The sequence below is a fragment of the Falsiroseomonas sp. genome (assembly GCF_051860665.1).
Lineage (GTDB): Bacteria > Pseudomonadota > Alphaproteobacteria > Acetobacterales > Acetobacteraceae > Falsiroseomonas.
Genome location: NZ_JBHYDM010000001.1, coordinates 250,214 through 262,680, shown reverse-complemented (window position 1 = coordinate 262,680; position 12,467 = coordinate 250,214). Strand labels below are relative to the sequence as shown.

General features: G+C 69.6%; 11 protein-coding genes. 5 read left to right on the top strand and 6 right to left on the bottom strand.

What is annotated here, in order from left to right:
- Position 1 precedes the first annotated feature (1 nt).
- A complete protein-coding gene (locus tag ACTIF1_RS01105; protein ID WP_439594517.1) occupies positions 2–2,329 on the bottom strand; it encodes a xanthine dehydrogenase family protein molybdopterin-binding subunit in 2,328 nt (775 codons plus the stop codon).
- A 78-nt stretch (positions 2,330–2,407) separates the two neighbouring features.
- Positions 2,408–3,610, bottom strand: coding sequence for an MFS transporter (locus ACTIF1_RS01100; RefSeq protein ID WP_439594516.1), 1,203 nt, complete (start codon positions 3,608–3,610; stop codon positions 2,408–2,410).
- 193 nt (positions 3,611–3,803) lie between these two features.
- Here ACTIF1_RS01100 and ACTIF1_RS01095 point away from each other — a divergent pair, with 193 nt between their 5' ends.
- Positions 3,804–4,838, top strand: a complete 1,035-nt coding sequence (locus ACTIF1_RS01095) for a YeiH family protein (protein WP_439594515.1) — start codon at positions 3,804–3,806, stop codon at positions 4,836–4,838.
- Between the two features lie 103 nt (positions 4,839–4,941).
- Here ACTIF1_RS01095 and ACTIF1_RS01090 read toward each other — a convergent pair whose 3' ends face one another.
- Positions 4,942–5,868, bottom strand: a complete 927-nt coding sequence (locus ACTIF1_RS01090) for a bifunctional riboflavin kinase/FAD synthetase (protein WP_439594514.1) — start codon at positions 5,866–5,868, stop codon at positions 4,942–4,944.
- Complete coding sequence (locus ACTIF1_RS01085) at positions 5,868–6,461, bottom strand: TIGR00730 family Rossman fold protein (protein ID WP_439594513.1); 594 nt, start codon at positions 6,459–6,461, stop codon at positions 5,868–5,870. Before ACTIF1_RS01085 ends, ACTIF1_RS01090 begins: the two co-directional genes overlap by 1 nt.
- Before the next feature lie 113 nt (positions 6,462–6,574).
- Here ACTIF1_RS01085 and ACTIF1_RS01080 point away from each other — a divergent pair, with 113 nt between their 5' ends.
- The 4 genes from ACTIF1_RS01080 to ACTIF1_RS01065 are packed head-to-tail and all read left to right on the top strand — an operon-like array spanning position 6,575 to position 10,075.
- A complete protein-coding gene (locus tag ACTIF1_RS01080; RefSeq protein WP_439594512.1) occupies positions 6,575–7,714 on the top strand; it encodes a M20 family metallopeptidase in 1,140 nt (379 codons plus the stop codon).
- Positions 7,711–8,034, top strand: a complete 324-nt coding sequence (locus ACTIF1_RS01075; protein WP_439594655.1) for a YnfA family protein — start codon at positions 7,711–7,713, stop codon at positions 8,032–8,034. Before ACTIF1_RS01080 ends, ACTIF1_RS01075 begins: the two co-directional genes overlap by 4 nt.
- Before the next feature lie 11 nt (positions 8,035–8,045).
- Positions 8,046–8,720 carry an SDR family NAD(P)-dependent oxidoreductase gene (locus ACTIF1_RS01070; RefSeq protein ID WP_439594511.1) on the top strand — a complete coding sequence of 225 codons (675 nt, stop codon included), beginning with the start codon at positions 8,046–8,048 and terminating at the stop codon, positions 8,718–8,720.
- Between the two features lie 11 nt (positions 8,721–8,731).
- Positions 8,732–10,075 carry a tetratricopeptide repeat protein gene (locus tag ACTIF1_RS01065; protein WP_439594510.1) on the top strand — a complete coding sequence of 448 codons (1,344 nt, stop codon included), beginning with the start codon at positions 8,732–8,734 and terminating at the stop codon, positions 10,073–10,075.
- Between the two features lie 58 nt (positions 10,076–10,133).
- On the opposite strand, the gene ACTIF1_RS01060 is transcribed toward ACTIF1_RS01065, so the two are convergent.
- Both ACTIF1_RS01060 and ACTIF1_RS01055 read right to left on the bottom strand, forming a co-directional pair.
- The gene (locus ACTIF1_RS01060; RefSeq protein WP_439594509.1) at positions 10,134–11,315 is read right to left on the bottom strand and encodes a type VI secretion system-associated protein TagO; all 1,182 of its coding nucleotides are present in this window, start codon (positions 11,313–11,315) and stop codon (positions 10,134–10,136) included.
- 467 nt (positions 11,316–11,782) lie between these two features.
- Positions 11,783–12,409: a hypothetical protein gene (locus ACTIF1_RS01055; protein ID WP_439594508.1), complete on the bottom strand. Its 627-nt coding sequence runs from the start codon at positions 12,407–12,409 to the stop codon at positions 11,783–11,785.
- Positions 12,410–12,467 lie beyond the last annotated feature (58 nt).

Genomic DNA, 12,467 nt, shown 5'->3' with positions numbered 1-12,467 from the left:
CTCAGACCTGGGCGGATTGCAAGGCCGCCCAGACCCTTTGGGGCGTCGCCGGCATGTCGATATGCGAAATGCCGCGCTCGGACAGCGCATCGGCCAGCGCATTCATGACCGAAGGCAGCGCGCCCGCGCAGCCCGCCTCGCCGCAGCCCTTGGCGCCCAGCACATTGGTCCGGGCCGGGCTCGGCTGGCTTGCAAAACCGAAGAAGGGCGCGTGTTCGGCGCGCGGCAGGCCGTAATCCATGTAGCTGCCGCTGAGCAGCTGGCCGGATTCGTCATAGGCGGTGGCCTCCATCAACGCCTGGCCGATGCCCTGCACGATGCCGCCATGCGCCTGGCCTGCCACCAGCATCGGATTCACCAGCACGCCAAAGTCGTTCACCGTGGTGTAGCGCACCACCTGCGTCTCGCCCGTCTCGGGGTCCACCTCCACCTCCGCCACATGGCAGCCATTGGGGAAGGCCGATTCCTCGTATTGGTCGGTGTGCGAGACATCGAGCGCACTGGAGGCACCCGTCTCGCTGCGCAGCTGCGCCGCGAGGTCCATGATGCCGATGCCGCGGTCCGTGCCGGCGATGGTGAAGCGCCCGGCCATGAATTCGATATCCTCGACCGCCGCCTCCAGCAGGTTCGCCGCCAGCGGCTTGCCCTTCTCGATCACCAGCGCGCTGGCCGCGGCGATGGCGGTGCCGCTGGCCATGATGGAGCGCGACCCGCCGGTGCCGCCGCCGGCGATCAGCAGGTCGCTGTCGCCCTGTTCCAGCCGGATGCGGTCGAAGGGCACGCCGAGCCGGTCCACCAGCACCTGCGCGAAGGCCGAGGCATGGCCCTGGCCATAGTCCAGCGTGCCGGTGAGGATGGTGACGCCGCCATCCGCATCGAAGCGGATGCCGCCCATCTCCTTCGAGGCCGGCGCCGTCACTTCCAGATACTGCCCGATGCCGATGCCCCGCAGTTTTCCACGCGCACGCGCTTCCGCGCGGCGCTGGCCAAAACTGTCCCACTCCGCGGCTTCCAGCGCCTTGTCGAGCAGCAGCGGAAAATTGCCGCTGTCGTATTGCATGCCGGAGGGCGCGTCGTAGGGGATCTGGTCCGGCGTGATGTGGTTGCGCCGGCGCAGCTCGACGCGGTCGATGCCCATCTCCCGCGCCGCCTGATCCACCAGGCGCTCCATGTAGTAGTTGCCCTCCGGCCGCCCGGCGCCGCGATAGGCGCCGACCGGGGTGGTATTGGTGAAGACGCAGCGGGTCGAGACCTCGACCAGCGGCGTGCGGTAGACGCCGATCACGTTCTTCACCGTATTGGCGGTCGACGGGATGGTGGTGGCGTTGCTGAGATAGGCGCCGAGATTGCCGAAGCCGGTCAGCCGCAGCGCGCGGAATTTTCCGTCAGCGTCCAGCGCCAGCTCCGCCATCATGTCGTGGTCGCGGCCGTGGCTGTCGGAGAGGAAGCTTTCGGAGCGCGTGTCGGTCCACTTCACCGGGCGGCCGAGTTTCCGCGCGGCGAAGAGCAGGGACGGATATTCCGGATAGACGCTGGCCTTCATGCCGAAGGACCCGCCGACCTGGCCGGTCAGCACGCGCATCTGCTCCGGCTTCACGCCCATCACCTTGGCGATGCCGGCGCGCATGCCGAAGACGCCCTGGCTGCCCATGCGCAGCACGTAGCGGCCGTCCTCCCAGCTCGCGATGGCCGAGCGCGGCTCCATCGGCGAGACGACGATGCGGCTGTTGCGAAGGGACAGGCGGGTGACATGCGCGGCGCCGGCAAAGGCGGCGGCGACGGCTTCCGTGTCGCCGTAATGGAAGTCCACCACCTGGTTGCCGGGCACGTCGTCGTAGAGCTGCGGCGCGCCGGGTGCCACGGCGTCCTGCGCCTCCGTCACCGCGGGCAGCGCCTCCACGTCGAGGACCACCGCCTCCACGGCGTCGCGTGCCTGCTTCGGCGTTTCCGCAATGACGATGGCGACGGGGTCGCCCACGAAGCGCACGCGCCGGGTGGCGAGGATCGGCTGGCTCGGCAGATGCACGGGGCGGCCATCGCGGTTCTTCTGCGCGACGGAGGCGGGCATCGGGCCGAGGCCGGCGGCCTCCAGGTCCTTTCCGGTATAGATCGCGACCACGCCGGGCAGGGCCAGCGCCTCCGCCACATCGATGCCGTTCAAGACACCATGGGCATAAGGGCTGCGGACCATGGCGGCATGCAGCTGGCCGGGCAGGGACAGGTCGTCGCTGTAGCGACCCTCGCCGCGCAGCAGCACCGGGTCCTCCTTGCGGGAGACGGACTGGCCGATGCCGAATTTCAGCTGCGCGGGGTCGAGGGGCAGGTTCATGCGGGGATCCTCAGGAGCTTTGCCCCCAAGGTGGGCGGGTATGCTGCAACGCGGAAGCCCCCCGTGCGCGCCAAAGCCTCACTTCCCCGCGGCGACCGGAATGCGTAGCCAGGCCAGCGGCGCCAAGGCGAGGCCGGCCAGCATCAGGAACCCCGCCACCGGCCCGCCCGTGCCGGACAGCAGCGCGCCGAAGAGCGCGGGGCCGAGGCAGGCGCCGATATAGATCATCATCATCACGCCGGAAGTCGCGGCGGCCACCTTGCCGGGCCCGGCGAGGCGCGCCGTCTCCGCCAGGCAGATGCCATTCCAGCCGAAGGCGGCGAAGCCGAAGACGCCGGAGACCAGCCAGACCAGCCAGACCGGCGTGGCAGGCCCGAGGCCCGTGCAGGCCAGGCAGGCCAGCCCCACCACGGCCCCCAGCCCGCAGAGCACGACGGCCGGCGCGACCCGGTCCGCCACCCAGCCCAGCAGCAGCCGCGCGGCGATGGACACCAGCAGGCCGATGGTCAGCGCCAGGCCGGCCGCCGCGATGCTCCAGCCCGCCACCGTCACCAGCACGGTCGCCAGGAAGGCGGAGAAGGTGAATTGCACGCAGGCATAGCAGAGCGAGGCGAGGCCCAGCCGCATGGTCGGCCCGCCCCGCAGCACCGCGGCGAAGGGCGCCAGCAGCCCGGCCCCGCCGCCGCCGGGCGCCAGCGAGCCCGCATCCAGCCGCCAGCGCCAGGGCTGCACCGCCAGCGCCGCGAGCGCCAGCAGCAGCGACAGGCCCAGGCAGGCCGCCTGCCAGCCGAAGCCCCCCGCCAGCAGCGGCACCAGGACCCCCGCCGAGGCGCCCCCCACCGGCACCGCCACCTGCTTGATGGAGAACACCCGGTTGCGCAGCCGCGGCGGCGACAGGCGGGAGAGCAGGGCGGAGCTGGCGGGATTGGCCGGGCCATAGGCCATGCCGACCAGCAGGGCGCTAACGGCCAGGCCCAGCGGATGCGCCAGCGCCAGGGCCAGCAGCCCGGCCGCCGCACTCGCCAGCATCGCCTGGTGCACCCGCACGGGCCCGAGGGCCGCCACCAGCTGCGGCGTGACCAGGGTGGAGACGGCGCCCGCACCGAAGAGCAGCGAGGCATACCAGCCCACCGCCGCCTTCGGCAGGCCGATGGCCGGCAGCACCAGCGCCGCGGTCACCGGCAAGACCAGGGAGGAGAGCACCACCAGCGCCTGGGCGCCCAGCGTGACGCCGATGGCGGGGCGCAGCAGGGCGGTCTCGGCCTCGGGCGTCCCGGTCATGCGCAGTCCTTGGCGGAAGGGGGGGCAAAAGGGGCAGGACCGGCATGCCGGGAATGACGGGCAGTGTCCATGGGGCCGGCTTGGCCGCGGCCAGGGCGGGGCCTATACGGAAAAAGGCCGAAAATGCTCCCAGGGCGCGGCTTTGCAAAATGATCCTGCCTTTCGCGAGCCGGATCGGAGTTGGAGATCGGGCATGGCGGGCGTGGCATCAGACGGACAAGGCAAGCCCTCCGGCTGGGGGCCGAAGCTGCGGCGCCTGGCGCCGGGCCTGCTGGTGTGTCTCGCCATCGCCGTGGTCTCGGTCTGGCTGCGCAATGCCTCGGGCATCGCCGCGCTGAACCCGGTGGTGATCGCGCTGCTGGCGGGGCTGGCCTGGCGGTCGGCCAAGGGACGCCAGCCGGTGCTGGATGCGGGGCTGGCCTTCGCCATCCGGCCGCTGCTGCGGTTTGCCATCGTCATCCTCGGCCTGCAGGTGACGGCGACGGAGGTATTGGCCCTGGGTCCGGGCGCGCTGGCGCTGGCCGTGGTGGTCGTGGGCGTCACGGTGCCGGCGGCGATCTGGCTGGGCCGGCTGCTGGGCGTGCCATCGGGCCTGGCGGCGCTGCTCGGCATGGGCACCGGCATCTGCGGCGCCTCCGCCATCGTCGCGACCAACCAGGTGGTGCGCGCGAAGGATGAGGACGTGACCTATGCGCTGGCCGTCATCACCCTGTGTGGCACGGCGGGGCTGGTGCTGCTGCCGCTGCTGGCGGGGCCGCTGGGGCTTTCCCCGCTGAGCTACGGCCTCTGGGCCGGGGCGTCCCTGCATGAGGTGGTGCAGGCGGTGGGCGCGGCCGCGGCCGGCGGGCCGGAGGCCGCGCAATCCGGCACGGTGATGAAGCTGGCGCGCGTCATGCTGCTGGCGCCGGCCATCATGGCACTGGGCTGGTGGGTGGCGCGCGGTGCCGCGGCGGGCGGCGGCACGGCCAAGGTGCAGGTGCCGTGGTTCGCGGTGTATTTCCTCGGCATGGTGGCGCTGGTCTCCACCGGGCTGGTGCCGCGGATCGCCATCGAGGCCTCCCGCTTCGCGGTGCCGCTGCTGATGGCGGCGAGCGTCGCGGCGCTGGGCCTGTCCACGGACCTGAAGGCGCTGCGGGCGCGGGGGCTGGCGCCGCTGGGGCTGGGCGTGGCGCTGAGCCTGCTGATCGCGACGATCGCCTTCGTGGGGGTGACGCTGATCGGGGTCTAGAGCACGATCCGTCCAGTTGGACGGATCTCGTGCTCTAGAAGTCATTGTTTCTAAAGCACGAAATCCGATAACACTGATTCAGTGTTATCGGATAGTGCTTCAGCTACCCCGCCAGCACCCGCCGCGCCTCCGCCGCATCCGCCGCGATCGCCGTCTTCAACGCCTCCAGCCCATCAAAGGCGGCATCGGGCCGCAGGTAGCGCACCAGCCGCACGCCGATCTCCTGGCCATAGAGGTCGCCCGAAAAATCGAAGAGGTGGGTTTCCAGCCGCGTCACCGGGTCGCCGCCGAGCGTCGGGCGGCGGCCGACATTCGCCACACCCGGCACCACGCGGCCATCCGCCAGCGCCACGCGCACGGCATAGACCCCCCGCGCCGGCTCCAGCTGCCGGCCGAGCAGGATGTTCGCGGTGGGCCAGCCCAGCTCGCGGCCCAGCTTGTCGCCGTGAAAAACCTCGCCGCGCACCTCCCAGTCCCGGCCGAGCTCGGCCGCGGCGCGGTCGGGGTAGCCGTCCTGCAAGGCGCGGCGGATGCGGGTGGAGGAGATGGGCCCGCCCTCATCCACCACCGGCGGCACCACCGTCAGGCCGATGCCGCGCGCCTCCGCCAGGCTGGCCAGCAGATGCACGTCGCCGCCGCGGCGGTGGCCGAAGGCGAAGTCGGCGCCGCAGGCCAGATGCTTGGCGCCCACCGCCTGGTGCAGCACCTGGTCGACGAAGGCCTCGGCCGGCATGGCGGCCAGGCGGGCATCGAAGGGCAGGGCGAAGACGGTCCGCACGCCCTGCGCGCCCAGCGCCTGCGCCTTGGCGGGCAGCAGGGTCAGGCGGAAGGGCGGGTCCTCGGGCCGGAAATGTTCGCGCGGATGCGGTTCGAAGGTCAGCGCCGCCAGCGGCAGGTCGGGGCGCGCGGCATGGGCGGCGCGCAGCACGGCGGCATGGCCCAGATGCACGCCGTCGAAATTGCCGAGCGCCACGGTGGCGCCGCGCGCCGCCTGCGGCACCGCGTGCCAATCGGCCAGGATCGCGGGCATCACGCCTGTTCGGGCCGCAGCCAGGGCTGGGTGCCGGGGGGCGGGGCGAAGGCGGCCAGCTTGTCCAGCGCCTCCGCGACGGTCGTCGCCCGCATCGCCAGCGGCCGCTGCGCCTCGCGGACGAAACCCTCGCGTTGCATGAAGTCCAGCACATCGAGAAAAGGGGTCCAGAAGCCGGCGACGTCGAGAAAGACCACGCCCTTGGCCTGGATGCCGAGTTGCGCCCAGGTCAGGGCCTCCACCGCCTCCTCCAGCGTGCCGAAGCCGCCGGGCAGCACGATGAAGCCGTCCGACAGCTCGGCCATCTTCGCCTTGCGCTCATGCATCGTATCGACGACGTGCATCTCGACGCCGCCGCCATGGCCGACCTCGCGCTTCAGCAGGCCGTGCGGGATGACGCCGATCACCTCGGCGCCGGCTGTCAGTGCGGAATCGGCGGCGATGCCCATCAGCCCCACGGCGCCGCCGCCGTAGACCAGGCCGAGGCCGCGGCGGGCCACTTCCTGGCCCAGCTCCCGCGCCGCTTCCGCATAGTCGTCCCGGGCGCCCACCATGGAGCCGCAGAACACGCATACCCGCTTCGGTCTGGTCACGAATTGGCCCTCATGCTGCGCCGCCGCAAGCTCGCGTTAGCCGGGGCGGGTTGGATCGACAAGGCCGGGCCGGTTTGCCAGAACCGGGAAGCCAATAGCAGATGGATCGCCCCATGCCCGCCACCACCCTCGGCACCTCGGAACGCCTTCTGGAGGAGCTGCGCCTCTGGGTGGAGCAGGAGACGCCGACCACGGATCCGGCCGCGGTGAACCGCCTGGTGGACCGCTGCGAGGCGGAGCTGCGCGCCGTGGGCGGCGAGGTTTCGCGCATTCCCGGCCGGGATGGCTTTGGCGATACGCTGATCTGCCGCACGCCCGGCCAGGCCGGCAGCAACCTGCCGCCGGTGATGGTTTCGGGCCATCTCGACACGGTCTGGGACCACGGGACGCTGGCCGGGCCGATGCCCTTCCGGGTGGAGGGCGACAAGGCCTATGGCCCGGGCATCTACGACATGAAGGCGGGGTCCTTCATGGCCTTCCATTCGGTCCGGGAAATCCTGCGCCAGAAGATCCCGACCAAGCGGCCCATCGTGCTGCTGCTGACGCCGGATGAGGAAGTGGGCAGCCCGACCAGCCGCGACATCATCGAGGAGACCGCCCGCGGCGCCCGGGCCGTGCTGATCCCGGAACCGGCGGGGGCGGGCGGTGCCTGCGTCACAGCTCGGAAAGGGGTGGGCCGCTTCGTGATAAAAGTGCGCGGCGTCTCCGCCCATGCCGGCGGCAATTGGGCGGAGGGGCGCAGCGCGGTCGTCGCCCTGTCGCGCCTGGTGCTGAAGATCCATGAGCTGACGGACCTGGCGGCCGGCATCACCACCAATGTCGCGCCCGTCTTCGGCGGCACCCGCCCCAATGTCATTCCGCCCGAGGCGGGCGCGGAGGTCGACCTGCGCGTGCCGACGATCGCGGAGGGGGAGCGGCTGGAAAAGCTGATTCTGGGGATGGCCGGCGAAGAGGACGGCATTTCCATCAGCATCACCGGCGGCATGAACCGGCCTCCCTTCGCCGAAAACGGGGAAATCCTGGCGCTGTATGAGCAGGCCAAGGTTCTGGCGGCCGCGGCGGGTTACACGCTGCCAAAGCAGCATCGTGGCGGCGGGTCGGACGGGAATTTCACGGCCGCGCTGGGCATCCCGACGCTGGACGGCCTCGGCTGCACCGGCGCCGGCGCCCATGCGCCGCATGAGCACATCGTCTGGACCGACCTGGCAGCCCGCTGTGCGACGCTCTGCGGGCTGCTGGAGGAGATCGACTGACCACCTTCCCCCTCTACGCCCTGGCGGCGCTGGCCGAGATTGCCGGCTGCTTCGCCGCCTGGGCGGTTTGGCGCGAGGGGCGCAGCGCCTGGTGGCTGCTGCCCGGCCTTCTCTGCCTGGCCTTCTTCGCCTGGGTCCTGACGCGGATCGAGGCGGATTTCGCCGGGCGGGCCTTCGCCGCCTATGGCGGGGTCTATATCGCGGCCTCGCTGGGCTGGATGTGGGCGGTGGAGGGCGCGCGGCCGGATCGCTTCGACCTGCTGGGTATGCTCCTATGCCTCGGCGGCGCGGCGGTGATCCTGCTGGCGCCGCGGGGATAGGGAACAGCCGCATGCCAAAGGCCTTGATCGTCGGCGCCGGTCCCGGCTTCTCCGCCAGCCTCGCGCGGCTGCTGGCCCGCGAGGGCTATGAGGTGGCGCTCGCCGCGCGGGATACGCAGAAACTGGCGGCGCTGGCCGCCGAGACCGGCGCCAGCCTGCATCGCTGCGACGCCAGCGACCCCGCCCAGGTGGCCGCGCTGTTCGAAAGGCCGGAGGCGGCGGAGGCCGAGGTGGTGCTCTACAACGCCTCCTTCCGCGTGCGCGGCCCCACCGTGGATCTGGCGCCGGAAAATGTGCGCCGGACGCTCGAAGTCTGTGCCTTCGGCGCCTTCCTGGTGGCGCAGCAGGCCGCCGCCCATATGCTGCCGCGCAAGGCGGGCACCATCCTGCTGACCGGCGCCTCCGCTGGGGTGAAGGGTTTTGCGAAATCCGCCCCCTTCGCCATGGGGAAATTCGCGCTGCGGGGGCTTGGCCAGGCGCTTGCCCGTGAACTGCATCCGCAGGGGGTGCATGTGGTGCATATCGTGGTGGATGGCGGCATCCGCAGCGACCGCCGGCCGGAGACGGGCCAGGACACGCTGCTGGACCCGGACGCCATCGCCACTGCCGCGCTGGCCGCCATCCGCCAGCCCCGAAATGCCTGGTCGGCCGAGATCGAGTTGCGGCCCTGGGTCGAGACTTTCTGAAGGGAAACGCCATGCACAACGATGCCCAGGGCAATGCCATGACCGTGGCCTCCGCCGAGGCGGCGCGGGCCTTCGACCATGCCATCGAGGGTTTTCTGAAATACCGCTTCGACACCGGGCTGCGGCTCAAGGCCTTCCTCACGGCGGACCCCACGGCGCCGCTCGGCCAGGTGATGGCCGGCAGTTTCGCGATGCTGGCCTATGACCGCGGGCTGCTCGGCCGCGCCGCCGGGTCGCTCGCCAAGGCGCAGGCCCTGCCGGCCAATGCGCGGGAACGCGCGCATATGGCGGCGCTCTCGGCCTGGATCGACGGCACGCCCGAGAAGGCGCTGTCCATCTGGGAGCAGATCGTGGCGGAACATCCGCGCGACCTGCTCGCCTTCCGCCTGCACCATTTCTGTGCCTTCTGGATGGGCGCGCCGGAACGCATGGTGACGCTGGTTGAGCAGGTGATGCCCGCCTGGTCGGAGGAGACCGCCGGCTTCGGCAGCGTGCTCGCCTGCCGCTGCTTCGCGCATGAGGAAACCGGCAGCTACACCATCGCCGAACATGCGGGGCGGGACGCGGTGGCGCTGGACCGCGGCGACCTCTGGGCCGCGCATGGCGTGGCGCATGTGCTGGAAATGCAGGGCCGCCGGACCGAGGGGCTGGACTGGATCGCGGCCCTCGAGCCGAACTGGGACGGCGGCAACAACCTGATGCATCACCTCTGGTGGCACCAGGCCATGTTCATGGCGGAGCAGCGCGACTTCGACGGCGTGCTGCGCCTCTATGACACGCGCTTCCGCAACCGCGAGTCGAAGGTCCACCTGGCACAGCCGGACCTCTATATCGACGTGCAGAACGCGGCATCGATGCTGTTCCGCCTGCAGCTGCGCGGCATCGCCGTCGGCGATCGGTGGGAGGAACTGGCGGAGAAGGCGGAGGCCCGCATCGGCGACACGCTTTCGGCCTTCACCCAGCCGCATTGGATGATGGCGCTGGCCGCCGCGGGGCGTCGGGAGGCCGCGGCGCGCATGCTGGCGGCCCTGGAAGACGCGGCGCGCGGCAATACGCATCACGCCCGCATCCTGCGCGACGCCGCCCTGCCGGCGACCCGCGCCGTCGCCCTGCATGCCGAGGGCCGGCACGACGCGGTCTGCGACATCCTGCGCCCGGCCCTCGGCGACCTGCACCGCCTCGGCGGCAGCCACGCGCAGCAGGACGTGCTGGAGCAGATTTTTGTGGATTCCGCGATGAAGGCGGGGCGCACCGCCGATGCGCGGCTGGCGCTGGAACGCGCCGCCGCGAAATCCCCGGTGCCGCCCGCGCGGCGCATCGGCTTTGCCGAGGCGGCGCTGGCGGTGGCCTACTAGGTGTTTGAATTTGGAGCGCGGCCTTTTCACAGGCCAGATTTTCCGCGAGGCGCCGCGTTCATCTCCCCGACGATGAGGGTTGTTGTTGGCGCGGCGGGTTAAGGCAAGGCGCGATTACTGCGGCCTGTTCCGTATCGAGAGCAGGTAACAGAAAGCCAGCCGTTTGCAGATCGTCTTGTCCGTCTGCAGTTGCAAGGACGAAGTTTCTGGGCGACCCCGGGGCAACCGCCCGGGCGAATGCGCGAGGGTCGGTTAAAGCCACGGTTCGATCATTAATCTTACGCGGGTTCGCATAGCTTTGGGAGCTGCTTCGTCCGATTCCGTAGAGCCGAAGGCGTGTCAGTTGCCTTGGGACTGGTGCGTCGAATCGAATGTGACCAACCAAATTGCTGCCTTCGCACCAGAAGAATAGCGTGTCTTGGTTTCCTGTCTCAGTGCTGATGTGCCCATACAACACTAGCATACGCTGATTAGCGCTCGGTCCACTATTTGCGCGGGGCAAGACGCGCCACTGGGAGACGAAATCTATCAGATCTGCGCCTATACCATGCTCTCGCGTGATCTCCGGCATTGGCAACGGGGGCAAGCATCCTTCTAGCGCCGAAGCTAAATCAGCAAGCCCTTCCAAATCGAACTCGGCCGCCACCTTTACCCGGGTACCATGAGCTTCCGCTTCGATGACTAGCGTCCGATGGCGAAGAAGCGTTTCGTAAAAGCGTCGCGGATCACTAGCGAATGCGACGTTCCGGCTCGTTGAAGGCCCCCAGCTCTGCTCGTACGGAGCGCGACTGTCCAACCGAATTCGGACCTTGATGCTGCTAGACTCGGACGATGACACCGGCCGACCAAGGTAGATCTGAGGATTGTAGATTACCTCAAGCTTGTTGTCCTCAACTCCGCACCGAAGGGTAAGTACCGGACTGCGATCGGCCGCTCCTGTAAACTCCGAAGCAGTCTGTGTGACAAACGCTCGATTCGGTCCGCCCATCAAATCCCGTTGGACTCGGACCTGCCATCTGGTCGTAGTGGCTGGCTGAACAACGGGTTCGGTTGTGGGCGCCGCGGTCGAGGTCTCTGTGGGTGCTGGTGTTACGCCAGGAATCGGGGCTTGGTCGAAACAGGCCAGCCTTTCCGCTGGGTCAACTATCTCGCGACAGTTTGGGAGAGAATCTGCCAGGGCAGGAATGCTCGCCGAGGTCAGCGCCACTGTAGTAGCAAGCAGAGCCAGAAGCCGGATCATAGTGGAACCTCCAGGCTGGAATTTGTTGCGTTCCTGCCTTTACGTCTAGTGCGCTTATGCCCCTTGGGAACGTTTATTGGTGAGCTGCCACCGGTGGGCTTCTGCGTATGCGTCCAGATCGCGAACGCCCATTTCTTGCTGCTGGACGCACTCCGATGAGGATCCAGTGATGGTATAACTCCTGCGGCGAGAGAACGCCGACGCCATGTCGGGGCCTAGAGCGGGGATGAGTCCTGGGAGCTGCTTGGCCAACACTGGGAGACGATCCATCCGAGACGTGTGCCGATGCGCTCTCTACGAAAGAGGTGGAAGCTGAAGTTGGTAGCAAGGACCACTCGCGGAACTTGGTCGCGGCCGTAGCGCGCTGTCACTTGCTGACCCCACGTGGCTGCCAGGGGAGACGATCATGGCCTGGCTGTGATGATGGTGACGCTCGGTGAGATTCGGGCGGAATGGGGAGCGGCACGCTACGGGATCGCGTCGGGGTAGACGAAGAGCGCGTCGCCATCCGAGAGCGTCAGCCTCTCGAAGCCCGAGAAGCGGAAGGTCTCCCCGTTGATGGTCAGGCTGCCGGTGATGCCGGTCAGGTCCAGGGTTCCATCGACCACCTTCGGGGCGGGGTAGCCCCAATCCGGCACCAGCCCGGCCAGGACCTGGTCGATGGTGAGCCCCGTGCGTTCCAGCCGCAGCTCGTCGGTGCCGCTGCCGCCGGTGAGGATGTCCGGCCCGTCGCCGGGGCTCCAGATCACCACGTCGTCGCCGGCGCCGCCATCGACCATGTCGCGGCCGCCATTGCCGGCCAGCACATCGTCGCCCGCGCCGCCCATCACCAGGTCACGGCCCTCGCCGCCCAGCACGAAGTCATTGCCGCCGCCGCCGATGGCATAGTCGTCGCCGCGGCCGGCGATGATGATGTGTTGGTCGTTGTCGGCGACCAGCATGTCGTCCTGCCAGGTGCCCATGAGCAGCCCGGCATCCGGATTCTGCTCCCAGAGCGCGGTGGGCTCGGACTCGGCGCTGCCGCCCACCACCTGGTCGAGCGCCGCGGCGTCCAGCGCCGCGGGGGGCGGGCTTTTGGGGGGTTGCGACGTCACGATGGCTCCTTCCTCAACCGGCAGGAGGCCCGGATGCCACGATCCGCCGCCCCGGTGA